This is a genomic window from Faecalibacterium prausnitzii, assembly GCF_003287405.1.
GTDB classification, from domain to species: domain Bacteria; phylum Bacillota; class Clostridia; order Oscillospirales; family Ruminococcaceae; genus Faecalibacterium; species Faecalibacterium intestinale.
The window spans coordinates 19,919-44,650 of record NZ_PRLD01000014.1 but is presented as its reverse complement, the minus strand read 5'-3'; the positions used below and the strand labels follow the sequence as shown (position 1 = coordinate 44,650).

Sequence of the window (24,732 nt, the reverse complement as noted above, 5' to 3'; positions counted from 1 at the left end):
GAAGTGCAGGATCACAGCATCTTCTTCAGCTCGTCGTACACGAACTGCACCTTGGTGCCGATGATGACCTGGCAAGCGTTCTTGCTGGGACGGATAACACCGGCAGCACCGGCAGCCTTGACAGCCTTCTCGTCGACCTTGGCGTTATCCTTCACCTCAAAACGCAGACGGGTTGCGCAGTAACCAACGTCCTTCACGTTCTCCTTGCCGCCGACAGCAGCCAGAACAGCAGAAGCGACTTCGGTGTAGTTGTTGTTAGCCAGAACGACCTTCTTCTCAGCTTCCTCGTCGTCATCCTCACGGCCGGGGGTCTTCAGGTCGAACTTGGTGATGGCGAAGTAGAACACGAAGTAGAACACCAGGAATGCTGCAATGCCCAGAGGAATGATCATCCAGGTCTTAGCAGCTGCGGGCAGGGATGCAGAGAAGATCAGGTCGGTAGCACCTGCGGAGAAGCAGAAGCCAGCACGGAAACCGGTGTAGTAGGTGATGATGGTGAAGATGCCGTACAGAGCGGAGTACACAACGTACAGCGGGAAGCACAGGAACATGAAGCCGAACTCGAAGGGCTCGGTAACGCCGCAGACGAATGCGCAGATTGCAGCGGACAGAACCAGACCAATAGCGGCCTTCTTGTTCTTAGCGGTCTTGACCATAGCCAGAGCAGCGCCCATGATACCGAACATCATGCAGGGGAAGAAGCCGGACATATACATACCAAGGCTCCAGCCCACATCAGCGGAAGTCTCGCCAGCCCAGAAGTGGCTCAGGTCGCCCAAACCGATGGTATCGAACCAGAACACGTTGTTCAGAGCGTGGTGCAGGCCGGTGGGGATGAGCAGACGGTTCAGGAAGGCGTAGATGCCGGCGCCGATGCCGTCCATGCCGGCGATGCCCTTGCCCAGAGCGACCAGTGCGTCGAAGATGACGGGCCAGACGAACAGCAGAACAACGGACACCAGAATGGAGATCAGACCGGTAGCGATCGCAACGAAGCGCTTGCCGGAGAAGAATGCCAGCCAGTCAGGCAGCTGGGTATTCTTGAACTTGTTGTAGCAGGCAGCACCCACAACAGCGGCCAGAATGCCGATGAAGGAGTTGCCGGCGACCTTCTGGAAGGCAATGTAGGTAGCGGTGCCCTCTTCCAGGGTGCGCACCATGCCGACCACGCCGGGGCTCAGCAGCTGCTGCATCATCAGGTAGCTGACCAGACCGGCCAGACCTGCGGTACCGTCGTTGTCAGCCAGGCCGACAGCGGCACCAATGGCAAACAGCCATGCCATGTTATCGATCAGAGCGCCGCCTGCCTTGACCAGCAGGAAGCCGACGGTGTAAGCTGCACCGGAGGTTGCAGCACCGGGAACGCCCATAACGCCCGGAGCGAGGGCATAACCAAGACCCATCAGGATGCCGCAGATCGGCAGCACAGCGACGGGAAGCATCAGAGCTTTGCCCAGTTTCTGGAGATACTTCATCATAAGACACATTCCTCCTTAAAGAATGTTTGTGTTTACAGACAGTCTCTGGTTGCAGGCTGTCCACAGTTCCGTAACAGAATAGTAACATATTTTTGCAAAAAAAGAAAGTGGTTTTTTCTTTTTTCTATTAAAATGCACCAAAAGTCCTTGTTTAACGGTACGCTTGTCAGTATTTTTTGTTTTTTCTGCACGCGTTCTGATTTAAGTGCTGAAAAATCTTTTCTTTTTATGTCTATTTTGTCCAAATGCTTGCATCCCAGCGCAGAATCGGGTACTATACAGATAAAAGAACTTTTTTCCATCTGCCCCGCCGGGCGGCATGGATACAACGTAAAAGGAGAATGCCTTATGGAATGGACCGATATCCGCCTGACTGTGGCCAAGGCTGATGCCGAAAACGCCGAAGCCGTTGCTACCCTGATCGCCGAGGGCGGCATCTACATCGAGGATTACAGCGACATCGAGCAGCAGGTGGCCGAGATCGCCCACGTGGATCTGATCGAGCAGGAGCTGCTGGACAAGCCCCGGGATACCGTGATCATCCATCTGTATCTGGAGCCGGGCGCTTCTCAGGTGGAAACGCTGGCGCTTATCGCCGCCCGCATGGAAGCCGCCGGCATCCCCTACACCGTGGAGACCGAGGGCGTGGAGCAGGAGGACTGGCAGAACGGCTGGCGCAAATACTACCACCCCATGGAGATCGGCAGCCGTCTGGCTGTGGTGCCCTCGTGGCAGCAGTACGACACCGACCGGGTCAAGCTGATCCTTGACCCCGGCCTTGCCTTCGGCACCGGCGGTCACGAGACCACCAGCCTTTGCCTTGAAGCGCTGGACGAGCAGGTGCGCGGCGGCGAGCGGGTGCTGGATATCGGCACCGGCAGCGGCATCCTTGCCATTGCCGCCCTCAAGCTGGGCGCTGCCAGCGCCGAGGGCGTGGACATCGACCCTGTGGCGGTGCGCACCGCCGGGGAGAACGCTGCGCTGAACGGCGTGCAGGATAAGCTCACCGTGCTGGTGGGCGACCTGTCCGATAAAGCCAGCGGCACTTATGACATCATCACCGCCAACATCGTGGCAAACGCCATCCTCAGCCTTGCACCCGCCGTGCCCGGCCTGATGGCGGAGGGTGCCACCTTTATTGCCAGCGGCATCATCGACAGCCGCAAGGACGAGGTGATCGCCGGGCTGGAAAAGGCTGGGCTTGCCATTGTGGAAGTGAAGGAAAAGCGCGGCTGGGAGTGCATCGTCTGCAAAAAGGCCTGATATCCATACATTATGAGAAGGAGCGCACAGTATGCCGCACCGCTACTTTACCACCGAGATTTCTGACGGCACCGCCACCCTGCGGGGTGCGGATGCCCATCACCTTGCCCGGGTGATGCGGGCAAAGCCGGGGGATACCGTCATCCTCTGCGACGGCAACGCCGTAGAGTACACCGCCACCATCACCGGCTTTGGGGAGGACAGGGTGGATTTTGCCGTAGAGCCGGGCTACCCCAGCGCCGCCGAGCCCACCGTGGAGGTGACGTTGCTGGCGGGCTACCCCAAGCAGGACAAGCTGGAACAGATCATCAAACACGGGGTAGAGCTGGGCGCTGCCCACATCGTGCCTTTCTTCAGCCGCTACTGCGTGGCCGCCCCCAAAAAAGAGGAGCAGAAGAACGAGCGCTACAACCGCATTGCGCTGGAAGCCGCCAAGCAGTGCGGCCGGGGCGTTCTGCCGGACGTAGCCCTGCCGCTGCCGAACTTTGGGGCGGTGTGCCGCAGCTTTGACCAGTACGATCTGGTGCTGTTCTGCTACGAGTGCGGCGGCGCACCCCTACGCCAGCTGCTGGCCGAAGCAAAGCCCGCCGACGGGCAGAAGCTGCGCCTTGCCATCGTTACCGGCGCAGAGGGCGGCTTTGCCGCCGAGGAAGCCGAAATGGCTGCCAAGGCCGGGGCAAAAACGGTGGGCCTTGGCCCCCGCATCCTCCGCTGCGAGACCGCCCCGCTGGCGGTGCTCTCCGCCGTCATGACCCTGACGGGGAATCTGGAGTAATTGCTGCACGCGGTCAGCGTCCTCGCCCTCTCCGTCACCTACGGTGACACCTCTCCCAAGGGGAGAGGCCTTGGCAAAGAGGTGAAGTTTGCGTGGACTGCCAAAGGCTCTCCCTTTGGGAGAGCTGGCGCGTTAGCGCCTGAGAGGGCGAGCCCGCTAAAGTTAAAAACACAACGCCAAAGAGACTGCTGCACAAAGGTTTGTGCAACAGCCTCTTATTATTTTGCATTATATTACGCTTTGTAAAGCGCCCTCAGTCCTTTTCCCCTGCGTCCGGGTGGGCATCGGTGTCCAGCAGGGCTTGCTTTACCTTGAGCAGGTTCTGGGGGCTTACCGAGAAGCTGCGCAGACCAAGGTGCAGGTACTGCGCCGTGTTGGCGGGGTTGCCCACGGCAAGGCCGCAGATGGTCACCGGGACGTGGTGCGCACCCGCGGCATCCATCACCATGGTGATCAGCTTTTTCATGGCAGGGCTGGCGGGGCGGTAGTAGTGCTCTGCGCTGGCAAGCTCCCGGTCGGCGGCGTGGGTGTACTGGGTCAGGTCGTTGGTGCCGATGACCAGAAAATCGCAGCCGTGGGCTATAAAGTCCTCCACGGTCAGGCAGGCGGCGGGGATGCTCAGCATCACGCCGAACTGGGTATTCTCGTTAAAGGGCACGCCCCGCTCCCGCAGGCTCTGGCGGCAGTGCTCCACAATGCTCATGGCGGCGTCCCAGTCCTCCACCTCGGTCACCATGGGGAACATCACCCGCAGCGGGCCGCGCGCGGCTGCGCGCAGCAAAGCGCAGATCTGGGTCTGGAACTGCTGGGGCTGGCGCAGGCTGTTGCGGATGCCGCGCAGACCGAGTTTGGAGGACTGCGGCCCCTGATTGGCATCCGCCACGGTGCGGTCGGAGCCAAAGTCGAAGGTGCGCACGGTCACCGGACAGCCGTTTGCGGCTGCCAGACAGGAGCAGTAGAAGAAATACTGCTCCTGCTCGTCCAGAATGCGCCCGGGCAGCATCATGTAGCCGCTGCGCAGCAGCCCAACGCCCTTGGCACCAGACTGCATGGCGGTGTCGATATCCTCCGGGCCAAAGCAGTTGGCCAGCAGCTCAAAGGGTTCGCCGTCCCGCGTTTCGTCCGGCAGGCTGTGCAGCTGCTTCATCTCCGCGTCCTCGCGTTGGAGCTGGCAGATGCTGGCTTCTGCCTGCTGGCGGGCGACGGCATCCGGGTCGAGGATGCAGTTGCCGTTGGTTGCGTCCAGAATGACGGTGCGGCCGTCGCAGTCGTCCAGAAAATCCTTGCCCACCTGCACGATACCCGGGATGTTCATTGCCCGGGCAATGATGGCGGCATGGCTCTGGCCGCTGCCCTCTGCGGTGATGACGCCCAGGATCATGCCGGAGGGCACGCTGAACAGGTCGGTGGGCATCAGCCGGTCGGCGGCAAGGATCACCGGATGATCCAGCGCCAGCCACACCCGGGGGCGGTTGGTCAGGATGTTGATCACCCGGCGGGTGGCGTCCAGAATATCCACGCTGCGCAGCTGCATATAGGGGTTATCCTTCATGTTGGCAAGCTGGTCGGCGTAGCGCTGCCCCACCTGATGCATCGCCGCCGAAGCGCTGATGCCCGCATTGATGCAAAAACGCACCTCGTTCATCATGCCCTCATCGTCCAGCATCATGCTCTGGAACAAAAAGATGGCCTGCTCGGTGGGGGCGGCGCGCTCCGCCATGGAGTCCAGCTCATTCTGCGCCGTGTGCACGGCGTTTGCCAGCAGCCGCAGCTCCCGCTCCGGGTTGAAAGGCCCGTGGCTGAAGGTCTCCACATGATGTTCCAGCCGGCTCACCTGTCCCAGCACCAACCCGGGGGATGCGGATACGCCTTTATAAACCTTCATCTTCTGTCACCTCCGGCAAAGCCGATGCGGTCAAAGTGCGCCACACCAGCGCCTGTAAGAATGTATTGGGCAGCAACGCGGCCAGCGCTGCCTGCCCGGCGGTGCTGCTGCCCGTAAACAGCGGGGCAAAGCTTTCCATGCGGTCTTTGTCGCACGCCGCCAGAAACGCCTGGGCCAGCGTCCGGGTGGTATAAAAATGGGTGGGGTCCACCCCGGCATCCTCGGCGGCGGCTTCCAGCGGGGCAAGCTGGGCGTCCTTCATCCGTGCCAGCAGCAAAGCGGCATCTGCGGTCAGGGTGACGGGGTACTTCTCCCGCACCTCCTTCTGCACCGCGTCAAAGGCGGCACGGAAGGCTTCGGCATCGGCGCTGCTGTCCGCACCGCTGTCCACCGCGTAGGCACAGCCCCGGATGCGGCCAAAGGCGCGCAGGGTGTCGTAATAACCCAGCTCCATGTTGCGCTTGGCGGTGTCGGGGTCGAAGTGGAGGATATCGCCCAGTTCCCAGTAGCTGCGGATCATGGTGGTGGGCAGGCCGGTCAGGTTGGGGCGGGTGATGCCCACGCCCTCAAGGTCCACACAGACCAGCTCCTCTGCACCCATGGTCTTGGCAAGGCCGGTGGGCATATTATCGCTGTACCCGCCGTCCAGAAACTTTACCCCGTCGATCTGCCGCGCCCGCAGGGCGGGGAAGCAGGCCGCCGAAGCCATCAGGTAGTCCCGCACCTGCCCGGCGGGGATATCCTCCAGCGTCAGTTCCCGGGGGCGCAGCCCGCGCTGCTCCACCGTCACGATGCCGAACCGGATAGGCGCTGCCCGCAGCGCGTCCTCGTCCAGCACCCGCTCCACGATCTCCTCCAGCGGGGTCACGTCCATGCCGCCTTCCTTTACCACCCGGCGCAGAAACTGGTGCAGGGCGGAAAGGTCGGCGTTTTCCTCCGGCAGCTCCATCACATCCCGGCTGCGGATGGTCAGCCACATATCCCGGGCAGTCTCGTAACGGTCCAGCACGAACATGGCACCGTTCAGCCCGCCCACGCTGGTGCCGGTGATGATCTGCGGGTGCCAGTCCAGCTCCATCAAAGCCCGCCAGACGCCCACCTGATAGCTGCCGCGCGCGCCGCCGCCTGCCAGCACCAGCGCCTTTTGCGTGGGATCTCTGCGTTCCATATCAAACCCTCCCGTGCACGTTCCCGGTATTTTCTAAAATTGTCATAATTATACCATACTTTCAGGTAAAATTCTCCCGATTTTTCGGAGATCATGCCTTTTTCCTGTGAAAGTTTCGTGCTATACTAGCCAGAGACGTGTATCACTGCGGCCCGGAGGGGCGCACAACAGGAGGAAAGTATGCACTGCAAACAATGGATCTTTGATATGGACGGCACCCTGACCGACAGCATGGTGGTAGTATGGGAGGGTGCCCCGGAGGCGCTGCTGGCGCGCTTTGGCCGCACCCCGAAGGCAGACCTGCACGAGACCTTGCTGACCATGGGCATGGAGGACGGCGCACAGTACCTCATCCGGGAATATGCGCTGCCGCTGGACAGGAACGGCTATCTGGACGTAATGCGCGAGGTGATCGCCCAGCTGTACGAGAAGGTGGAACTGAAGCCCGGCGTGCGGGACACCCTTGCCCGGCTGCGGGCCGAGGGCGCGCGGATGTGCATTTGCTCCAACACATGGAGCAGCCAGTGCCGCGCCGTGCTGACCCGCCTTGGCATCGACGAATACTTTGATTTTTACATCGAAGCACGGGGCGCGATGAGCAAGAGCAGCCCCGCCCCCTTTATGGAGGCGCTGCACCGCCTTGGCGGCACAAGCCCTGCCGGGTGCGCCGTGTGCGAGGACGCCATTTACGCCGCCCAGACTGCCCACGATGCCGGCTTCTATCTGGTAGGCATTCAGGACACCACCAGCGCTGCCGATGCCCCCGCCCTGCGCCGGGTATGCGACCAGTTCCTGCCGGACTGGACCGCGCTGGACTGGGCGCAGGTGTAATATTTCCCAGCGCAGCGCTCTTGTAATCCGGGCGGCGCAGGAGTATGATAATAATAATACTCAAATCCTGTCGTGAAAAAGGAGGCCCTGTCATGACGAATCCGCTCGTCAGCATCATCGTGCCCGTGTACAACGCCCAGAAGGGGCTTTCCCGCTGTCTGGAAAGCATCTGCAGCCAGACCTATCAGGAGCTGGAGATCATCGTGTTGAATGATGGCTCTACGGACGACAGCCTTGCCATCTGCGAGCAGTTCCGGGCAAAGGATCCCCGTCTCGTGGTGGTGGATAAGGAGAACGAGGGCGTTTCCCGCACGCGGAACGCCGGGCTTGCCCTTGCGCAGGGCGACTATATCCAGTTTGCGGATAGCGATGATGTTCTGGACCCCGATTACACCCAGAACCTTGTGCAGGCCGCCTTGCAGCACAGCGCGGATCTAGTGATCGCCCCGTACTGGATGGTGATCCCCTCCAACTCCAGCAAGACCGGGCACGCGCTGGAAACATTGCAGGAATCGCTGGGCATCGAGCCGGAAGCGCCCAAGACCGAGGTGCACAAGTACGGCTTTCTGCCGCAGGGCGTTTACAGCCGGGAGGACTACGCCCGCCGCCTGATGCAGCAGCCCGCCTCCTTTTACTACGGCGTGCTGTGGAACAAACTCTACCGCCGGGAGATCATCGCGGAAAACCAGCTTGGCTTTGCGCCCGATGTCCATTGGGCAGAGGATCTGCTCTTCAACATGGGGTATCTCGAACACGCGGAGGTGTTCGTTTCCATCCCCGATGCCGGGTATCACTATATCCAGAACCCCAAAAGCATCTGCCACACCCAGATCGACCTGCGCGGGATCGTGGAGAACAAAACGCAGGTCTTTCAGCTGTTCAAGGAGGTGTACACCCGCCTTGGACTGTACGAGGAGCTGCAGCCCCAGATCTACAAATTCCTGTTCGCCTTTTCGGAAAGCGGTGTGCCCTCGGACAGCCTGCAGGGCGCTTTGCTGGATGCCGTGTCCCGCCTGAACGATGCTTCCGTCCAGCCCGAGCCCTCCCGCAAAAAGCCCCGGCGAAAGCCCAAAAAGCACGCCCGCCGCAAAAAGCCCCGGGATAAGACAGAATAAGCCATTTACAGCCGGGACGCTTTGAACCCGCAAATGCCGTTTGCCTTTACGGCCTTTCCCGTGAAAAGGCAATTATATCGTCAAGCAAAAAAGCCGCCGCACAAACGCTGTGCAGCGGCTTTTGCTTTTATCCCAACCGGGCGCAGAAGGCTTCCCGGACGGCGGTTTCCCGTCCGCGGGGGATGGGAATGCGTGCCCCGCTGCGCATCCGTACCTCGCCGGGGGAAAGCAGCTGCACTGCTTCCAGATTGACCACATAGGAGCGGTGCGGCTGCACAAAGCGTCCGTCTGCCAATAGCGGCTGCGCCACGGCGGAAAAGGGCACCCGCAGCGAGAGGGAAGCCACATCCTCTCCGGTGGTCAGGTGGAAGTGCACGATATGGTGGGTGCACTCCAGATATTCAAGCTCGGCATAGGCCAGCGCCCGCACGCCGTCTGCGGTGGTCACGGTAAGTGTGGGGCCGTATTCCGGCTCCACCGCCCGCTTGAGCAGGGCAGAGACCTCCGTCTGGTGCACCGGCTGCAGCAGATACTGCATGGCGTCCACCCGGTAGGCGCTGTATGCGTGGGCCGGGGTGCGCGCCACAAAGGCCAGCGGAGCGCGGCGGCCCCGGCGGCGCAGCTCTGCCGCCGCCGCAAGCCCTTCGGGCCGGGCTACCGCCGCAAGCTCAATGAGGTACAGCTCGTACCGCAGCCCGGCGGCATCCTGCTGCAAAAGCGCATCCGGGCTTTGCAGCTGCTCCACGATGCAGGCGTCCTCCCGCCGGGCGAAGAACTCCATGCACTGGTGCTCCAGCCGGCTGCGCAGCGCCCCGTCCGGACTGCATATCGCAATGTGAAAGATCATGGTTTGGTTTCCTTTGCAGGGTAGACGATCTACCGCAATTTTCAAAAACAATGTCTGTCAAAACGGAAACGTGTCCGCAGCTCAGTGGGCGCTTGTGACAGGCTTGAACTCAACCTGAAGGATCATTCCCATGCCTGCCGCCAGACGCTGCAAGGTCTTGATGGAAGGGTTGCCGCCGCCTGTTTCGAATTTGCTGATGTCGGATTGAGAGATGCCGGTTTTTTCTGCCAGCTGCTGCTGCGTCATGCCGGTGCGTTTGCGTGCATCGATCATGGCCTGAACCAGTGCGCGTTCCGGCTGCAAAGCGTCCCATTCAGCCTTGAACTCCGGGTCCTCAAGCTGTTCATCAAGGAATTTTCTAAAATCACTCATGAGAGACTCTCCTTTCGCTCTATGTATTCCGCACGGTATTTTTTCGCGGTCGCTATCTCAGCGCGGGGTGTTTTCTGGGTTTTCTTTGTGAATCCGTTTGTAAGGACGATTTTCTTTCCTACAAAAAAGAAGTACAGCACGCGCGTGATGTCCGACCCCTGCTTTGCCCGGAGCTCAAAGATCCCGTCCTCAAGATGCTTTGAATAGGGCTCTCTGGGCTGGGGACCGTTTTCTTCCAGCAGGTCGAGTTCCACCAAAAGCTTTGCCCGCATCTTTTTGTCAAGGGAGAGCAAAAACTCTTTTACTGGGCAATCGCCATTCTCCCTTATGAAGAAGTCAACATCATATCCCCGCATTTTTACATCCTCACACCGAATCTTTCTATCTATATTTTATCGGATAAAACCGATAATGTCAAGGAACGTTTTGCCGTAAAGAGATATTTTACAAAAAAACGGTCTGAACCCTGTGCCATATAGGATTCAGACCGTTCGGATTTTTTATAGCAGTTTACACTTCAACGCACAAGCGGCAGCTGCTTTCAGCAGCCGATGGCGGCGCACTTCTCGGCCAGCCATGCGCGCTCGTCCTCGGTCAGGCGGGGTGCCAGCTGCTCGAACACCTTGCGGTGGTAGTCGTTCAGCCAAGCGATCTGCTCCTTGTCCAGCACGCCGGGCACGATGGGAGAGGTAGCAATGGGCACAAAGGTGATAGGACGGAAGGCAAGGAAGGTGCCGTACTGGTTGTCGGCCTTGTGGTAGCACTCGATCTCGTTCTCGATGCGGATGCCCACCTCGCCGGCTTCGTACACGCCGGGCTCGTCGGTGACGATCATGCCCGGGCGCATCAGGGTGGTGTTGCGGCCGTTCAAAGCGTGGGGGCCCTCATGGACGTTGCCCACAAAGCTGACGCTGTGGCCGGTGCCGCAGCGGTAGTTGATGAGGTGACGCCACAGCGGCTCGCGGGCGATGGTGTCCAGCATATGGCAGTCGCAGTAATCCAGCCAGACGGCCTTGGCGATGTCGATGTGGCACTGCAGCGTCCAAGTATAGAACAGCCGCTCGTCCTCGGTCAGCTCGCCCAGCGGGTAAGTGCGGGTGATGTCGGTGGTGCCGTCCATGTAGGTAGCACCGCTGTCCACCAGCAAAAAGCCCTTGCGCTGCAAGACGGCGTGATCCTCCGGGGTGGCGTGGTAGTGCATCATGGCTGCGTTGCCGCCGTAGGCTGCAATGGTACCAAAGCTTTCCACAAGGAACTTGTCATCCGCGCTGCGGTACTTGTGCAAGATCTCGTCCACGGTCAGCTCGGTCAGCTGTTCGCCGGAAGCCAGACGGTTCTCCAGCTCGATCTGGAACCGCACCATGGCCACGGCGTCCCGCAGATGGGACTCGCGCAGGTGCGCCAGCTCCACCTCGTTCTTCACGCCCTTCATGGCAAGCAGGGGGTCGGCGGCGTCCTTCACGGTCAGGGCGGGGTTGTTTTCCAACACCTGATACACGGCGTAGTTCACAGTAGCGCTCTCGGCCAGCACAGTCTGCGGCTCGGTCTCGGCGGCCATCACGTCCAGAATGCTGTCGTAGTCGGCCAGCGTCACGCCGTTGGCTTCCAGCTCTGCCTTTGCCTCCGGGGTGACCCGTGCCTGATTGATGAACAGCACGGCACGGCTGGGGGTAACATAGCAGTAGGCCATGGCGTAGGGGGTGCACTCGATATCCATGGCGCGCAGGTTCAAAAGCCAAGCCAGATTATCCAGCTTGCCAACCAGCTGGGCGGTGCAGCCCTGCTCCTTCAGCTTTGCGCGCAGCTGCTCCAGCTTTTCTGCCGGGGAGAAGCCTGCGTACTCCTTGGGTAAGATCCATGCCGGGGTAGCCGGGCGGGCAGGGCGTCCCTCCACCCACAGCTCGTCCTCCAGGAACAGGGTCTTGATGCTGCCGTGCTTGGGCTCCAGCTCTTTTTTCAGGTTGTTGACCAGCGCACAGTTGGCGGTCAGACCGCACAGACCCAGCGTGCCGCCCTCGGGCAGCACCTTGCCGCAGTATTCCTCGGCGGTGGGCACGCCCGGCTCGCCCATGCGCATCAGCTGGATCTCGGTGCCGGCGATCTCTTTCTCTGCCTGCACAAAGTACCGGCCGTCTGCCCAGACGGCGCTCTCGGTCATAGTGACCACAAAGTTGGAGTTCTCACCGTGGAAGCCGGAAAAGTAGGTCAGGGAGGTGTAGTGGTCGGGCAGATACTCGCTGGAATGCGGGTCGCCCACCGGGATCAGATAGACGTCCACGCCGTTTGCCTTCATAGCGGCACGCAGCGCGGCCAGACGCTCGGGAACTGTGTTCATACTCATAACAAAAGCCCTCTTTCTGTCATTTGCCGGAAAAACGTCCGGCGGCGATGGTTTGCTGCTGCTATTGTATCATTCTGCGGGGAAGAATGCAATGCGGGGACGATTTGGAATGCGCTCTGCGGGCAGCATCCTCGCCCTCTCAGTCACCTTCGGTGACAGCTCTCCCAAAGGGAGAGCCCTTGGCATGGCGGTATAGTTTCCGGTTGAACTGCAAAGTGTGCGGTTTCGCCAGAGTCTCTCCCTTTGGGAGAGGTGGCATTGCGTCAGCAATGACGGAGAGGGCGAGCCCGCTGCCGGGAGAGAGCACCCCTTCCGTCTGCTCCCGCTGGTCGCAGCCACCTTCCCCAAGGGGACGGCTTCAGCGGTGACGGTAAACTTCCCGGCATAGCGCAAAGGCGTCCCCTTGAGGGCTGACTTCCCCCGGCCGGGGGAAGATGTCGCGTAGCGACAAAAGGGGGAATCTGGCACGGCAAAGCCGTGCCTGAGGGGGTAAAACGCCGTCAATTTGCAAAAAAAGTTACAATTTTTTCTTGAAAAAGGCCGGTTTCCCATTGACAGCCTTGTTATAATAGAGGTGTAGTATTTTTATGGGTCAGCACTCTGCGGCCCTTTGCGCTAACAATTGCGAATATTGCGATAAAAAGAAAGAGGCATTTGGAACATGACTAAAATCGATATCTTCTCCGGCTTCCTTGGCGCCGGCAAAACCACCCTGATCAAAAAACTGATCACCGAAGCCTTTGCAGGCCAGCAGGTGGTGCTGATCGAGAACGAGTTCGGCGAGATCGGCATTGACGGCGGTTTCCTGAAGGAAAGCGGCATCCAGATCAACGAGCTGAACGCCGGCTGCATCTGCTGCTCTCTGGTGGGCGATTTCCGCACCGCTCTGCAGCAGGTGGTGGAGCAGTACCACCCCGACCGCATCGTCATCGAGCCGTCCGGCGTTGGCAAGCTGAGTGATGTGACCCGCGCCGTGGAGGGCGTGGCCGAGCATCTGGACGTGCAGCTGAACAGCTTTGTCACCGTGGCCGATGTGAACAAGGTCAAGATGTATATGAAGAACTTCGGCGAGTTCTACGATGACCAGATCAGCCATGCAAGCTGCATCCTGCTCAGCCGCACCCAGACCGCCAGCGAGGAAAAGATCGCCGCTGCCGTGGCAATGCTGCGCGAAAAGAACCCCACCGCCACCATCGTGACCACCGCATGGGATCACCTGACCGGTGAGCAGATCTTGAAAGCCATGTCCACCAAGGACGACTTCAAGGCCGAGCTGATCGCCATGGCTGCCAAGGCCAACGAGGAGCACGCCCACGAGGACGAGGAAGAAGAGCACGAGCATCACCATCATCACGACCATGAGAACGGTGTGTGCAGCTGCGGCCATCATCATGACCATGACGACGATGACGACGATGAGGATGAGCATCATCACCACGACCACGACGAGCACGATCATGATGACCATTGCTGCTGCGGTCACCACCACGATCATGATGAAGATGATGACGAGCACGAGCATGAGCATCATCACCATGATCATGACGAGCATGACCATGATGACCACTGCTGCTGCGGTCATCATCATCACGACCACCACGCCGATGAAGTGTTCACCAGCTGGGGCGTGGAGACTGCCCGCAAGTTCACCAAGGCTGAAGTGGAGCACGCCCTCACCGAGCTGGATACCGGCAATTACGGCATGATCCTGCGCAGCAAGGGCATCGTGGACGGCGGCGCAGACGGCTGGCTGGAGTTCGACTATGTGCCCGGCGAGTGGGAAGTGCGCAGCCGCAGCGCAGACGTGGGCGGCAAGCTGGTGGTCATCGGCTCCAAGCTGAACGAGACCGCCATCGCCCAGCTGTTCGGCTGCTGACCCCATCAGTCAATGCCTGACGGCATTGCCAGCTCCCCCAAGGGGGGCGCCTATCATTGATAAAAGGAGCAACCATTTATTATGGCAAAAGAGATCCCGGTCTACCTGTTTGTGGGCTTTCTGGAAAGCGGCAAGACCAAGTTTATTCAGGAGACCTTTGAAGACCCCAATTTCGACTCCGGCGACAAGACCCTGCTGCTGATCTGCGAGGAGGGCGAAGAGGAGTACAACGAGAAGAAGTTCGCCTTTCCCGGCGTGACCGTGAAGGTGCTGGAGGATAAGTCCGAGCTGAATCCCCAGAACCTTGCAAAGCTGGGCAAGGAAGCAGACGCAGGCCGCGTGGTCATCGAGTACAACGGAATGTGGCTGCTGCAGGATTTAGCGGATGCCCTGCCCGAGAACTGGCTGGTGTACCAGTGCATCGCCACCGCCGACGGCACCACCGCCCTGACCTACGCCCGCGACAACTCCATGCGCAGCCTGATGCTGGACAAGATCGCCCGCAGCGAGCTGATCGTGTTCAACCGCGCCGAAGCCGTGAACAACGATGACGCCCGGCAGGAGCTGCACAAGCTGGTGCGGCAGGCCTCCCGCAAGTGCGATATCGCCTACGAGTTCAAGGACGGCAGCGTAGCCTACGATGATATCCCCGACCCGCTGCCCTTTGATATCAACGCCGACCCCATCGACATCCCGGATGACGATTTCGGCATCTGGTACATGGATTGTCAGGACGAGCCCCAGAAGTACACCGGCAAGACGGTGCGTTTTCTGGCACAGGTCTGCCAGACCAACCGCGCCGGCAAAAACAGCTTTGTGCCCGGCCGCTTTGCCATGACCTGCTGCGTGCAGGACATCCAGTTTGTGGGCTTCCCCTGCAGCTACGATGGCTACAAGGCGCTGGAGCAGCGCGCATGGGTGCGGGTGACCGCCAAGGTGGGGTACAAGTTCCACAACATCTACCGGGGCAAGGGCCCGGTGCTGACCGCCGTGTCGGTGGAGCCCGCCGAAAAGCCCCTGGAAGAGGTCGTAACGTTCTCTTAACGTTTCTTTATAACAAGGAGGTTCTGGTATGAAAACTCTGTTCCGTATTCTTGGCACGGCTGCTGCCGTGGCCGTCACCGGCGCTGCCATCGTGGTGCTGGACAAGATCCTGAACCAGAAAGACCCGCTCCATGTGGAGGAGGTCGAGTTCCCGGAGGAAGCCGAAAAGACCGCCGAGGAGGCCGAAAAGACCGCCGAAGCCTACGCGGAAGCTGAAGCCAAGGAAGAGGCGAAGGCTGCCGATGCCGCCGCAGAAGCTGCCGAGGAAGCCGCACCGGAAGCACCCGCCCCTGCTGAGAACGCACCCCAGACCCAGCCGGAGACCGCCAAAGAGCGCCCGGTGTACGACCCCGAAGCTCCGAACGCCAACCCCGTGGAGGCCGGCCCCGCCGTTGCCCCCAGGGACGAGAACGGCAAGATCGACGCCACCAAGATCGCCGATGCCAACGATTTCGGCGACTGGGAGGAACAGGGCTGCAAGGGCTGAAAACCAGAGAACCACAAAAAGGCTGCTGCACGAAAGTGCAGCAGCCTTTTTTCAGGAAGTATCTCCGGGAATGTCACATGGTAAACTGGATGGCGCAGAAGGCGGCGTAGATGCACAGCAGGATAATGCCCTGCGCACGGGACAGCTTGCCGCGCTTCAGTGCGGGAAGGGTCATGATCGCCATGACAGCCAGCATGACCGGGATCTCCAGCACAAGGCTGGAATTGATGCCGAACAAAGTAGAGCTCTGCGGCACGGTGAAGGGTGCCAGCGTGACGGACACGCCGCTGACCAGCACCAGATTGAACACGTTTGCGCCCACGATGTTGCCAAGGGACAGATCGCTGCAGCCCTTGACCAGCGAGGTGATGGCAGTGACCAGCTCCGGCAGGGAGGTGCCAAGCGCCACAAAGGTCAGCGCAATGACCGACTCCGGCACGCCCAGTGCCTGTGCGATGAGGGTGCCGTTATCCACCAGCAGGTTTGCGCCCAGTGCGATCAGCACAGCGCCCAGCACCAGCAGCACCAGTGTTTTGGCAAGGGACATCTCTTCCCCGGCATTTTCGGCCTCGGCCTCCGCTTCGGCGGCGGCAGGGGCTTTTTTCATCTGCAATACGTTTGCCACCATGTAAGCCACGAACATGGCCAGCATCACAAAGCCCAGCGGGCGGGTGAACTCGCCCATGGCGTAGGCAGCCACGCAGTAGATGGCGGCTGCGGCAAAGAAGAAGGCTACCGGCACCCGCAGGGTCTTGGGGTCTACCTTGCCCGGACGGACGGCGATGGTGATGGCGGCAATCAGGGCAGAGTTGCAGATGACCGAGCCGATGGCGTTGCCGTAGGCGATCTCACCATGGCCGGAGACAGCGGACATGGTGGATACCATGACCTCCGGCAGGGTGGTGCCGATGGACACCACCGTTGCACCGATGAGCAGCTCCGGCAGGTGGAACCGCCGTGCCAGTGCCGAAGCACCGTCCACGAACCAGTCGCCGCCCTTGATCAGGAACAGCAGACCGACGATAAATAACAATACAGGAACCAGCATAATTTTTCTCCTCTGAATTTTCGCGGGGCATGAACCTGCAGAACCGGGAACGGATCGCTCCATCCCCGGTTCTGCACAAGATCGGTCAGTTGGCGTTATTTCTGCATGATGTGGATGGCAAAGCCGCCGTACTCGCCGTCAAGATATACGTTCTTGATACGGCCGTCCTCAAAATAGGCAGCAGTCTCCATGCGGAAGCTAAAGCCATTTTCCTCCAGCTCCTCCATCGCAGCCTTCAGGTCGGGGGTGCGCATTGCGATGTGGCCGTTCTTGCCCAGAAATGGGCTCTTCATGCACTCGAAATAGTTGCCGGCAAACTCGGACTTCTGTCCGTGGCGGGGCTCTAAGTTGAACAGCTTGCACAGCAGCAGCGCCAGCTGCTCGGCCTCGCCTGCGTTGTCGGTGTTGATGCCGACGTGCTCCAGCTCAAACGTGTTTTTCATTTGGTGTTTCTCCTGTTACTTCATGGGGAAGATCAGCACAGCGCCCACCGTCAGCGCCAGCAGACGGATGAAATACTGCGGAATGGTGAACTTCCAGAACTCGGTGATCTTGTAGTCACCGGCGCCCATGATCATGGCGGGCATACCGTCAATGGGCAGGAAGTGTCCGCACCAGCCGGAGACCACGATAGCGGCAGCGGCTGCGGTGGGGTCCAGACCCAGATTGACGCAGGTGGCAATGGCCATGGGAGCAAAGACGTACACGGTGCCGATGGTGGAACCGGTCAGGGTTGCCAGCAGGCTGGTCAGGATGCAGAAAGCGAAGATCAGCACGAAGGGGTTGACGTTGGTGCCCAGCATCTTGGCAACGGTCTCGCCCACCAGACTGGTCAGGCCGGTGTTGCCCAGAGCATCGGCGATGCCGATGACGCCTGCGGACATCAGGATGATGGGTGCGCTGATGGAGTTGCGGATCTCGTTGAAGTCCATAACGCCGGAGATCAGGATGACGCCCACGGCCAGACCGGTGATGGCGTAGCCTGCGTCACCGATCTTGCTCTGCAGGATCATGCCCACAACGGCGAGCACAAAGCTGAAGTAGGTGATGAGCTCCTGATTCTTGGTCAGGGCAACCTTCTGCTCACCGGCGTGGAGAGCCTCTTCCTTGGCCTCGGCAATGGGGTGGTCAGGCATGATCTTGTAAGCCAGGATGCACCACACCAGGAAGCCGATGGACAGGCACAGGTTGACCAGAGAGAACTTGACCAGATTGACGTTTGCCGCAACGCCTGCGCTTTGCAGAACGGCGATGACGATGCCGTACTGCAGAGCGGTGTTGAAGGGCAGCAGGGGATGGTTTGCTGCAAAGCCCGCAGGCATCAGCACCTTGGACGGGGGCAGCTGCTTGGAGTAGGGCAGAGTGGACAGCAGGCCGATGACCAGCACATAGTAGGCGGTGGAACCGGTGCCGAACAGGCTGCAGCCCAGCATAACAATGAGGATCAGCAGGACGTATGCCTTAAAGCCGCCCTTGCTGGCCATGTTGAACATGGTCTGCTTGAACTTGACGATGAAGCTGGTCTTCTGCAGAGCCGCGATGATGGCCATGAAGGATGCCAGCATGACGATGGTGGGGTTTGCGAAGCCGCCGAAGGCGGTCTTGATGTCGGTGACGCCGAACACCACCAGCAGCAGCAGTGCCAGCAGCGGGGGTGCACCGAAGGGCAGTTTATCCACCATGATCAGGATGATCATGAGGACAGTCACTGCCAGAGCAATGATCATGGGAAGTGTCATAGAACGTGTCCTCCTTTTTTGTGTCCGCAGTACCTGTTGCGCAAGAGCCCGACCCTTTGCACAATTCTGCTGCGGCTTTCTTGATTAAAAGTATATAGTTTTCCGCTGTGCGTCACAATCATTTTTTGGTTTGTTGCGTTCTTTTTTGAAACATATTCAGAGTTTGTTCAATTTTCTTGTCGCAATATGTTACTTCTTGAAACACATTGCGGTTAGTTTTGGCTGATTCGTCGCTTTTTGAAACGGACAGCAGAAAGATCCCCCGCTGCACGGCTGCTTCTGTTAAAAAAAGAGGTCCAGAAAAGTCCGCAGACCTTCCTGAACCTCAAAAAATATTCTTTTTGCTGAAGATGCAATCCCTGCCAATTACTTTCCGGCAAGGTCTTTGGTATATAGGGCGCGGGTAGCGTTGAGCACGGCAATGACCATCACGCCCACGTCCGCAAAGATGGCTGCCCACATTCCGGCAATGCCCAGTGCACCCAGCAGCAGGCACAGCGCCTTGATGCCCAGTGCGAACACGATGTTCTGGTGCACGATGCGCAGGGTGCGGCGGGCAATGCGCATGGCAAGCGCGATCTTGGCGGGGTCGTCATCCATCAGCACCACGTCTGCGGCTTCGATGGCGGCGTCCGAACCCAGCGCACCCATGGCGATGCCCACGTCTGCGCGGGACAGCACCGGCGCATCGTTGATGCCGTCACCCACAAAGGCAAGGTTCTCCTTGGGCTGCTTTGCGGCAAGCAGCTTTTCGATCTGGTCTACCTTGTCGCCGGGCAAAAGACCGGCGTGGTACTCGTCCAGACCCAGCTGCTGCGCCACCGCCTGCGCCACCGGCTGTGCATCGCCAGTCAGCATGACCGTCTTGCGCACGCCGGAAGCCTTCAAAGCGCAGATGGCATCGGCGCTGTGGGGCTTTACCACGTCCGCAATCAGCAGATAGCCCGCATAGCTGCCCTCTACGGCAACGTGCACGATGGTGCCCACGCCCTCTACGGCGGGCACGGTGATGCCCAGCTTTTCCATCAGGCGGGCGTTACCGGCGGCAACGGTCTTGCCATCTACCTTCGCGGTCACGCCATGACCGCCCAGTTCCTGCACGTCTGTGACCCGGGCGGCGTCGATGGGCTTGCCATAGGCAGCCTTGATGCTCAGAGAGATGGGGTGCTTGGACCAGCTTTCCGCCAGCGCGGCGGCTTCCACCAGTGCAGCGTCGGTCACGCCCTCGGCGGGGTGGATGCCAGTGACCTTAAATGCACCCTGCGTCAGGGTGCCGGTCTTATCGAACACCACAACGCCGGTGCTTGCCAGCTCTTCCAGATAGGTAGAGCCCTTGATGAGGATGCCGCAGGAGGAAGCGCCGCCGATGCCGCCGAAGAAGCTCAGCGGGATGGAGATGACCAGCGCACAGGGGCAGCTGATGACAAGGAAGGTCAAAGCGCGGTAGACCCAATCGCCAAAGCGGGCGGGCTGTCCCATAAGCAGCAGCACCACCGGCGGCAGGAAAGCCAGCGCCAGTGCGCCGTAGCAGACGGCGGGGGTGTACACCCGGGCAAAGCGGGTGATAAAGTTTTCCGCCCGGGCCTTTTTCATGCTGGAATTTTCCACAAGGTCGAGAATTTTAGAGACGGTGGATTCGCCAAATTCCTTGGTGGTGCGCACTTTCAGCAGGCCGGTCATGTTCACGCAGCCGCTGATGACCTCGTCCCCGGCGTTCACGTCACGGGGCAGGCTTTCGCCGGTCAGGGCGGCAGTGTTCAGGGCGGAACTGCCCTCCACGATGACGCCGTCAATGGGCACCCGCTCGCCGGGCTGCACCACGATGACGGTGCCCACCTCGACATCATCCGGGTCTACCTGTTCCAGCTTGCCGTCCTCGTCCTCAATATTGGCGTAGTCCGGGCGGATATCCATCAGGCTGGCAATGCTCTGGCGGCTCTTGCCCACCGCCACGCTCTGGAACAGCTCACCGATCTGGTAGAAGATGATAACGGCGCAGCCCTCCACATAATCGCCCAGCGCAAACGCGCCCACGGTGGCAACTGCCATCAGGAAGCACTCGTCAAAGGGCTGGCGGTTCTTGATGCCCTTCAGCGCCTTGCGCAGCACATCCCAGCCCACCACAAGGTAGGGGATGCAGTAGAGCGCCAGCTCCACCGGCATGGGCAGGGCGGGCAAAAGCTTGAGCACGATCACCAGCGCCACAGCGATCAGGATGCGCTCAAGGGTCTTTTTTTGTTTCTTGTTCATAAGCAACGCTCCTCGTTTTGGGGTGCATCGGGTGAAAAACGGGTGGTTTTCCACAAGTTTTTCAGCGAAAAATGGGTATTCCACAGTTTTACCCGCGTTTTCCACACAGTTTTCCTGTAAAAAAGCGCTTTTCCACGCTTCTTTTTCTCTTTTTTCGCAAAGCGTGTTGAAAACCCGGTGGAAATTGTTGAAAAGTGGCGGATTTTTCCACAGAAAAACTCCCCCAGTCCGTACCGACCGGGAGAGCTTTGCCGCACATCAGATATCAAAGATCTCGCAGTCGTCCTCTACCTTCTTGCAGGCAGACAGCACGTTCTCCATGGTGGCGTGGGGGTCGGCACCCTCGGCGAACTCCACCTTCATCTTCTGGGTCATAAAGCTGACGGTAGCCTTTTCCACACCAGCTACGGTGTTGGCGGCATCCTCCATCTTCTGGGCGCAGTTGGCGCAGTCCACTTCGATCTTGTAGGTCTTTTTCATAATAAGTACCAGCCTTTCTTTTTGTGCGGGCGTGTGCCCGGTCATTCTTCGATATGGTCCATCCCCATGGAGAGGATGCTGCGCACATGGTCATCGTCCAGTGCGTAGAAAACAGTTTTGCCTTCCCGCCGGAAGCGCACAAGCTTGGAGTCCTTGAGCACCCGCAGCTGGTGGCTGACGGCAGACTGGCTCAGCTGCACGGCGTCCGCGATATCCTGCACGCAAAGTTCGCTGTCATGTAAGGCATACAAAATTTTGATGCGGGTGGAATCGCCGAACACGCGGAACAGATCTGCCAGCTCGTACAGCACCTCGTCATCCGGCATCTCCACCGGCTGCTTTTCCTTTTCCGGTGCGGCTTGTTCTAGACCGGTCATGCTGTCCTCCCCCTTCGTTTCGATACATGAGCATCTGTTCATGTGTTCATGATAACACGCAGACAGCCCCCTGTCAAGCAAAATCCGCAAAGTTTTTTACATTGCCGCAAAATTGCTGAAAATCGCCGTAAAACGCAAAAAAGATGCAAATTTAATTTGCAAATGGGGTGCGGGTTTACCCCCTCAGTCGCCTGCGGCGACAGCTCCCCCAAGGGGGCGCCTGAACTCCCTCAGTCAAAGCCTGACGGCTTTGCCAGCTCCCTCTGGGAGGGAGCCTTTGGCATGGCGGGAAGGTTGCCGGCATAGCGCAAAGGCGTCCCCTTGGGGGAGCTGGCGAACGTAGTGAGCCTGAGGGGGTATAAAGCCCCCTGAAAAATTATGCAAAAAATAGTGCATTCCGGCGCGTTTTGTGATATCTTATAAAGGTGTGTAACCACAAATAACACAACTGCGTTTAAAGGACGCATAAGGAGGAACTGTATATGAAGTTGGAAACCGGGATCTGCGGCGAGCAGAGCGTGCGCGTGAGCGCAGAGAATACCGCAAAGACCATGGGCAGCGGCACACTGGACGTGTTTGCCACCCCCGCACTGGTGGCACTGGCCGAAAAGACCTGTTGGCAGAGCGTTGCCCCTGCACTGGAAGCAGGCAGCGGCACGGTGGGCACCAAGCTGGAGCTGGAGCACACCGCACCCACCCCTGTGGGCATGACCGTGACCTGCCACAGCGAGCTGGTGGCCGTAGAGGGCCGCAAGCTGACCTTCAAGGTGACGCTTGCGGATGAGAAAGGCCCTGTGGGCGGCGGCACCCATGAGCGCTTTATCATCTTTGAGGAAAAGTTTGCCGCTAAGGCCGAGGCCAAAAAGGGCTAAGGATCGTCCGGTTCTGTTTCGTCCAGCCGCAACGGCGGCAAGTCTGCGGCCAGCAGCTGCTGCTCGGCGCGGGTCTGCGCGTCCTGCAAAAGCTGCACAGCCTGCACACTGGCGCGGAACAGCTCAAAGTACATGGCCTTGTAATCCGGCACGGTGCACACCCCCTTTGCGTTTCTGTGGGTAGTCTGCCCCGCAGCCTGCGCCCCGATACGCCGGACGAACCCCGCAGACAATGATTGACACCTGATATGAGGAGCTTATGAAAAACAAAAACTTATCCTGGGTGGGGGCGCTGTTCGTCTTTGCCCTGCTGCTGTGGTGCACGGCGGTGACCCCCGGCAAGGTGGCCGACCCCGCCACCTACACCTGTGCGGTGTACAGCACCTTCTTTTCCCTGCTGCCGCCGGTCATTGCCATCGTGCTGGCGCTGAACACCAAGGAGGTGTACACCTCGCTGCTGGTGGGCATTGCTTCCGGTGCGCTGCTGTATGCCAACGGCAACCTTGAGCTGGCGCTGAACACCCTGTTCTTCAACGAGGACGGCGGCATGATCACCAAGCTGTCGGACTCCGGCAACGTGGGCATTCTGGCCTTTCTGGTGATGCTGGGCATTCTGGTGGCGCTGATGAATAAGGCGGGCGGCTCGGCAGCCTTCGGCCGCTGGGCGTCCACCCACATCCACAGCCGGGCGGGCGCACAGTTTGCCACCCTGCTGCTGGGCGTGATGATCTTTGTGGACGACTACTTCAACTGCCTGACCGTGGGCTCGGTGATGCGCCCGGTGACCGACCGGCAGAAGGTGTCCCGCGCAAAGCTGGCTTACCTGATCGATTCCACCGCCGCGCCCATCTGCATTATTGCGCCGGTGTCCAGCTGGGCGGCTGCGGTCACTTCCAGCGTCCCGGCGGGTTCCGGCATCAACGGCTTCACCATGTTCCTGCGCACCATTCCTTATAACTATTACGCCGTCATGACCGTTGTGATGAGCCTGTTCCTCATCTTTACCGGGGCGGAGTTCGGCCCCATGAAGCTGAACGAGGACAACGCCAAAAACGGCGACCTGTTTACCACCGCCGACCGTCCCTACGGCGACGATGTGGACGATGGGAATGATACCAACGGCCATGTCATCGACCTGATCGCACCGGTGCTGGTGCTGATCGCGGCCTGCATCTTCGGCATGGTGTACACCGGCGGCTTCTTTGAGGGCGTGGACTTCATCACCGCTTTTGCGGACTGCAACGCTTCGGCGGGTCTGGTGCTGGGCAGCAGCATCGCCCTGCTGTTCACCTTTGTATTTTACCGGGTGCGCGGCGTGATGACCTTTCAGGACTTTGCCGCCTGCATCCCCGAGGGCTTCAAGGCCATGGTCAGCCCCATGCTGATTTTGTCCCTTGCATGGACGCTGTCCGGCATGACCGGCCTGCTGGGCGCAAAGTATTATGTGGCAAATCTGCTGGGCAGCTCTGCGGCGGCTTTGCAGTATCTGCTGCCGTTCATCATCTTCCTTGTGGCGGTGTTCCTTGCCTTTGCCACCGGCACTTCCTGGGGCACCTTCTCCATCCTGATCCCCATCGTCTGTCAGGCCTTCCCGGACGGCGAGATGCTGGTGGTGTCCATTGCCGCCTGCCTGTCCGGCGCGGTGTGCGGCGACCACTGCTCTCCCATCTCGGATACCACCATCATGGCTTCGGCAGGCGCACATTGCAGCCATGTGAACCATGTTTCCACCCAGCTGCCCTACGCCATTACGGCGGCAGCCTGCTCGGCGGTGTGCTACATCATCACCGGCCTTGCACAGGCGGTGCTGGGCAGCCGCGCAAGCCTTGTCACCTCGCTGGTGTTGCTGGTGGTTGCCATCGTGCTGGAACTGGCGGTGCTCGGCGTCATCCGCGCCCGCACCCGGGCAAAAACTTCCGGGGATGCTGTGTAAAAATTCCGCTATGCAGCGGGGCATTTTCGTGGTATACTAGCCGTATAGCAAGAAAACTAAAGCATCGGAGGCGCATGACCCATGCTGGAAAAAGCTTTTCAGGACGTCTACACCAAATTCAAGCTGCATTTTTATCAGAACGTGTTCCAGCGTTTTGCCACCCGTGAGGCTACCCTGACCACGGTGGAGTCCTTCTGCATGGAGGGCATCATGGCGATGGGCGAGCCCACCATTGCGGAGTTTTCCCGCATGATGCAGATCTCCACCCCCAATGCGGCGTATAAGATCGGCAGTCTGGTGAAAAAGGGCTATGTGGAAAAGATCCAGTCCACCACCGACCGGCGGGAGTACCATCTGCGCCCCACCCAGAAGTATATCGACTACTACAACATCAGCTACTCGTATCTGCACACCGTAGTGGAGCGTGCCCGGCAGCGCTTTACCCCCGCGGAATGCGCTAAGCTGGAACAGATGCTTACCATCGTGAGCACCGAGCTGATGCCGGAACTGGACATCCTGAAAAAAGGCGAGGAATAAAAACGATAAAACGG

General features: G+C 59.6%; 24 protein-coding genes. 10 read left to right on the top strand and 14 right to left on the bottom strand.

Annotated elements, in window-relative coordinates; all coding sequences use genetic code 11:
* Window positions 1-11: 11 nt before the first annotated feature.
* Window positions 12-1,478 carry a PTS transporter subunit EIIC gene (locus tag C4N24_RS12460; protein ID WP_112091676.1) on the bottom strand — a complete coding sequence of 489 codons (1,467 nt, stop codon included), beginning with the start codon at window positions 1,476-1,478 and terminating at the stop codon, window positions 12-14.
* Window positions 1,479-1,826: 348 nt separating this feature from the next.
* Here C4N24_RS12460 and prmA point away from each other — a divergent pair, with 348 nt between their 5' ends.
* Complete coding sequence (prmA, locus tag C4N24_RS12455) at window positions 1,827-2,741, top strand: 50S ribosomal protein L11 methyltransferase (RefSeq protein ID WP_112091675.1); 915 nt, start codon at window positions 1,827-1,829, stop codon at window positions 2,739-2,741.
* 31 nt (window positions 2,742-2,772) lie between these two features.
* Window positions 2,773-3,516 (top strand): RsmE family RNA methyltransferase, encoded by a 744-nt coding sequence (locus tag C4N24_RS12450; RefSeq protein WP_055186282.1) that lies wholly within the window; start codon window positions 2,773-2,775, stop codon window positions 3,514-3,516.
* Between the two features lie 253 nt (window positions 3,517-3,769).
* Here C4N24_RS12450 and C4N24_RS12440 read toward each other — a convergent pair whose 3' ends face one another.
* The gene (locus C4N24_RS12440; RefSeq protein ID WP_112091674.1) at window positions 3,770-5,401 is read right to left on the bottom strand and encodes a phosphoenolpyruvate--protein phosphotransferase; all 1,632 of its coding nucleotides are present in this window, start codon (window positions 5,399-5,401) and stop codon (window positions 3,770-3,772) included.
* The gene (locus C4N24_RS12435; protein WP_112091673.1) at window positions 5,388-6,569 is read right to left on the bottom strand and encodes a patatin-like phospholipase family protein; all 1,182 of its coding nucleotides are present in this window, start codon (window positions 6,567-6,569) and stop codon (window positions 5,388-5,390) included. Before C4N24_RS12435 ends, C4N24_RS12440 begins: the two co-directional genes overlap by 14 nt.
* Window positions 6,570-6,749: 180 nt before the next feature.
* Between C4N24_RS12435 and C4N24_RS12430 the strand changes: the two genes are divergently transcribed.
* The gene (locus C4N24_RS12430; protein WP_112091672.1) at window positions 6,750-7,400 is read left to right on the top strand and encodes an HAD family hydrolase; all 651 of its coding nucleotides are present in this window, start codon (window positions 6,750-6,752) and stop codon (window positions 7,398-7,400) included.
* A 92-nt stretch (window positions 7,401-7,492) separates the two neighbouring features.
* Window positions 7,493-8,515, top strand: a complete 1,023-nt coding sequence (locus C4N24_RS12425) for a glycosyltransferase (RefSeq protein ID WP_112091671.1) — start codon at window positions 7,493-7,495, stop codon at window positions 8,513-8,515.
* A gap of 127 nt (window positions 8,516-8,642) precedes the next feature.
* Here C4N24_RS12425 and C4N24_RS12420 read toward each other — a convergent pair whose 3' ends face one another.
* The 4 genes from C4N24_RS12420 to C4N24_RS12405 all read right to left on the bottom strand — a co-directional run bounded on the left by C4N24_RS12420 (window position 8,643) and on the right by C4N24_RS12405 (window position 12,075).
* Entirely contained in the window at window positions 8,643-9,362 is a 720-nt protein-coding gene (locus C4N24_RS12420) for a LytR/AlgR family response regulator transcription factor (protein WP_112091670.1), read from the bottom strand.
* An 81-nt stretch (window positions 9,363-9,443) separates the two neighbouring features.
* The gene (locus C4N24_RS12415) at window positions 9,444-9,734 is read right to left on the bottom strand and encodes a helix-turn-helix domain-containing protein (RefSeq protein ID WP_112091669.1); all 291 of its coding nucleotides are present in this window, start codon (window positions 9,732-9,734) and stop codon (window positions 9,444-9,446) included.
* Window positions 9,731-10,090 carry a type II toxin-antitoxin system RelE/ParE family toxin gene (locus C4N24_RS12410; protein ID WP_112091668.1) on the bottom strand — a complete coding sequence of 120 codons (360 nt, stop codon included), beginning with the start codon at window positions 10,088-10,090 and terminating at the stop codon, window positions 9,731-9,733. The genes C4N24_RS12415 and C4N24_RS12410 overlap by 4 nt, the downstream gene beginning before the upstream one ends.
* Window positions 10,091-10,275: 185 nt before the next feature.
* On the bottom strand, window positions 10,276-12,075 hold the full coding sequence (locus C4N24_RS12405) for an aminopeptidase P family N-terminal domain-containing protein (protein ID WP_112091667.1): 1,800 nt from the start codon (window positions 12,073-12,075) through the stop codon (window positions 10,276-10,278).
* A 661-nt stretch (window positions 12,076-12,736) separates the two neighbouring features.
* Here C4N24_RS12405 and C4N24_RS12400 point away from each other — a divergent pair.
* From C4N24_RS12400 to C4N24_RS12390, 3 genes are all read left to right on the top strand, one after another.
* Entirely contained in the window at window positions 12,737-13,951 is a 1,215-nt protein-coding gene (locus C4N24_RS12400; protein ID WP_112091666.1) for a GTP-binding protein, read from the top strand.
* An 81-nt stretch (window positions 13,952-14,032) separates the two neighbouring features.
* Complete coding sequence (locus C4N24_RS12395) at window positions 14,033-14,995, top strand: TIGR03943 family putative permease subunit (protein ID WP_005921643.1); 963 nt, start codon at window positions 14,033-14,035, stop codon at window positions 14,993-14,995.
* A gap of 28 nt (window positions 14,996-15,023) precedes the next feature.
* Window positions 15,024-15,482, top strand: coding sequence for a hypothetical protein (locus tag C4N24_RS12390; protein ID WP_112091665.1), 459 nt, complete (start codon window positions 15,024-15,026; stop codon window positions 15,480-15,482).
* A 73-nt stretch (window positions 15,483-15,555) separates the two neighbouring features.
* Here C4N24_RS12390 and C4N24_RS12385 read toward each other — a convergent pair whose 3' ends face one another.
* From C4N24_RS12385 to C4N24_RS12360, 6 genes are all read right to left on the bottom strand, one after another.
* Complete coding sequence (locus C4N24_RS12385; RefSeq protein ID WP_112091664.1) at window positions 15,556-16,530, bottom strand: calcium/sodium antiporter; 975 nt, start codon at window positions 16,528-16,530, stop codon at window positions 15,556-15,558.
* 95 nt (window positions 16,531-16,625) lie between these two features.
* On the bottom strand, window positions 16,626-16,973 hold the full coding sequence (locus C4N24_RS12380; protein ID WP_112091663.1) for a 2-dehydro-3-deoxyphosphogluconate aldolase: 348 nt from the start codon (window positions 16,971-16,973) through the stop codon (window positions 16,626-16,628).
* A gap of 15 nt (window positions 16,974-16,988) precedes the next feature.
* Window positions 16,989-18,269, bottom strand: a complete 1,281-nt coding sequence (locus C4N24_RS12375; RefSeq protein ID WP_112091662.1) for an SLC13 family permease — start codon at window positions 18,267-18,269, stop codon at window positions 16,989-16,991.
* A gap of 366 nt (window positions 18,270-18,635) precedes the next feature.
* A complete protein-coding gene (locus tag C4N24_RS12370; RefSeq protein ID WP_112091661.1) occupies window positions 18,636-20,519 on the bottom strand; it encodes a heavy metal translocating P-type ATPase in 1,884 nt (627 codons plus the stop codon).
* 258 nt (window positions 20,520-20,777) lie between these two features.
* Window positions 20,778-20,999: a cation transporter gene (locus C4N24_RS12365; protein WP_015537588.1), complete on the bottom strand. Its 222-nt coding sequence runs from the start codon at window positions 20,997-20,999 to the stop codon at window positions 20,778-20,780.
* Between the two features lie 41 nt (window positions 21,000-21,040).
* On the bottom strand, window positions 21,041-21,376 hold the full coding sequence (locus C4N24_RS12360) for an ArsR/SmtB family transcription factor (protein ID WP_112091660.1): 336 nt from the start codon (window positions 21,374-21,376) through the stop codon (window positions 21,041-21,043).
* Window positions 21,377-21,858: 482 nt separating this feature from the next.
* On the opposite strand from C4N24_RS12360, the gene C4N24_RS12355 reads away from it, so the two are divergent.
* The gene (locus C4N24_RS12355; protein ID WP_005922594.1) at window positions 21,859-22,248 is read left to right on the top strand and encodes a thioesterase family protein; all 390 of its coding nucleotides are present in this window, start codon (window positions 21,859-21,861) and stop codon (window positions 22,246-22,248) included.
* On the opposite strand, the gene C4N24_RS15405 is transcribed toward C4N24_RS12355, so the two are convergent.
* The gene (locus C4N24_RS15405; protein WP_154252423.1) at window positions 22,245-22,400 is read right to left on the bottom strand and encodes a hypothetical protein; all 156 of its coding nucleotides are present in this window, start codon (window positions 22,398-22,400) and stop codon (window positions 22,245-22,247) included. The genes C4N24_RS12355 and C4N24_RS15405 overlap by 4 nt on opposite strands.
* Before the next feature lie 107 nt (window positions 22,401-22,507).
* Here C4N24_RS15405 and C4N24_RS12350 point away from each other — a divergent pair, with 107 nt between their 5' ends.
* A complete protein-coding gene (locus tag C4N24_RS12350; protein ID WP_112091659.1) occupies window positions 22,508-24,181 on the top strand; it encodes a Na+/H+ antiporter NhaC family protein in 1,674 nt (557 codons plus the stop codon).
* An 81-nt stretch (window positions 24,182-24,262) separates the two neighbouring features.
* Window positions 24,263-24,718 carry a MarR family winged helix-turn-helix transcriptional regulator gene (locus C4N24_RS12345; protein ID WP_112091658.1) on the top strand — a complete coding sequence of 152 codons (456 nt, stop codon included), beginning with the start codon at window positions 24,263-24,265 and terminating at the stop codon, window positions 24,716-24,718.
* Window positions 24,719-24,732 lie beyond the last annotated feature (14 nt).

What these genes read in the sequence shown, in the direction of transcription:
- C4N24_RS12375 (WP_112091662.1), bottom strand. Translation starts at nt 18,269, where the DNA reads ATGACACTTCCCATGATCATTGCTCTGGCAGTGACTGTCCTCATGATC.
- C4N24_RS12415 (WP_112091669.1), bottom strand. Translation starts at nt 9,734, where the DNA reads ATGAGTGATTTTAGAAAATTCCTTGATGAACAGCTTGAGGACCCGGAG.
- C4N24_RS12440 (WP_112091674.1), bottom strand. Translation starts at nt 5,401, where the DNA reads ATGAAGGTTTATAAAGGCGTATCCGCATCCCCCGGGTTGGTGCTGGGA.
- prmA (WP_112091675.1), top strand. Translation starts at nt 1,827, where the DNA reads ATGGAATGGACCGATATCCGCCTGACTGTGGCCAAGGCTGATGCCGAA.
- C4N24_RS12380 (WP_112091663.1), bottom strand. Translation starts at nt 16,973, where the DNA reads ATGAAAAACACGTTTGAGCTGGAGCACGTCGGCATCAACACCGACAAC.
- C4N24_RS12435 (WP_112091673.1), bottom strand. Translation starts at nt 6,569, where the DNA reads ATGGAACGCAGAGATCCCACGCAAAAGGCGCTGGTGCTGGCAGGCGGC.
- C4N24_RS12425 (WP_112091671.1), top strand. Translation starts at nt 7,493, where the DNA reads ATGACGAATCCGCTCGTCAGCATCATCGTGCCCGTGTACAACGCCCAG.
- C4N24_RS12365 (WP_015537588.1), bottom strand. Translation starts at nt 20,999, where the DNA reads ATGAAAAAGACCTACAAGATCGAAGTGGACTGCGCCAACTGCGCCCAG.
- C4N24_RS12420 (WP_112091670.1), bottom strand. Translation starts at nt 9,362, where the DNA reads ATGATCTTTCACATTGCGATATGCAGTCCGGACGGGGCGCTGCGCAGC.
- C4N24_RS12405 (WP_112091667.1), bottom strand. Translation starts at nt 12,075, where the DNA reads ATGAGTATGAACACAGTTCCCGAGCGTCTGGCCGCGCTGCGTGCCGCT.
- C4N24_RS12400 (WP_112091666.1), top strand. Translation starts at nt 12,737, where the DNA reads ATGACTAAAATCGATATCTTCTCCGGCTTCCTTGGCGCCGGCAAAACC.
- C4N24_RS12395 (WP_005921643.1), top strand. Translation starts at nt 14,033, where the DNA reads ATGGCAAAAGAGATCCCGGTCTACCTGTTTGTGGGCTTTCTGGAAAGC.
- C4N24_RS12370 (WP_112091661.1), bottom strand. Translation starts at nt 20,519, where the DNA reads ATGAACAAGAAACAAAAAAAGACCCTTGAGCGCATCCTGATCGCTGTG.
- C4N24_RS12460 (WP_112091676.1), bottom strand. Translation starts at nt 1,478, where the DNA reads ATGATGAAGTATCTCCAGAAACTGGGCAAAGCTCTGATGCTTCCCGTC.
- C4N24_RS12385 (WP_112091664.1), bottom strand. Translation starts at nt 16,530, where the DNA reads ATGCTGGTTCCTGTATTGTTATTTATCGTCGGTCTGCTGTTCCTGATC.
- C4N24_RS12360 (WP_112091660.1), bottom strand. Translation starts at nt 21,376, where the DNA reads ATGACCGGTCTAGAACAAGCCGCACCGGAAAAGGAAAAGCAGCCGGTG.
- C4N24_RS12430 (WP_112091672.1), top strand. Translation starts at nt 6,750, where the DNA reads ATGCACTGCAAACAATGGATCTTTGATATGGACGGCACCCTGACCGAC.
- C4N24_RS12355 (WP_005922594.1), top strand. Translation starts at nt 21,859, where the DNA reads ATGAAGTTGGAAACCGGGATCTGCGGCGAGCAGAGCGTGCGCGTGAGC.
- C4N24_RS12350 (WP_112091659.1), top strand. Translation starts at nt 22,508, where the DNA reads ATGAAAAACAAAAACTTATCCTGGGTGGGGGCGCTGTTCGTCTTTGCC.
- C4N24_RS12410 (WP_112091668.1), bottom strand. Translation starts at nt 10,090, where the DNA reads ATGCGGGGATATGATGTTGACTTCTTCATAAGGGAGAATGGCGATTGC.
- C4N24_RS12345 (WP_112091658.1), top strand. Translation starts at nt 24,263, where the DNA reads ATGCTGGAAAAAGCTTTTCAGGACGTCTACACCAAATTCAAGCTGCAT.
- C4N24_RS12450 (WP_055186282.1), top strand. Translation starts at nt 2,773, where the DNA reads ATGCCGCACCGCTACTTTACCACCGAGATTTCTGACGGCACCGCCACC.
- C4N24_RS12390 (WP_112091665.1), top strand. Translation starts at nt 15,024, where the DNA reads ATGAAAACTCTGTTCCGTATTCTTGGCACGGCTGCTGCCGTGGCCGTC.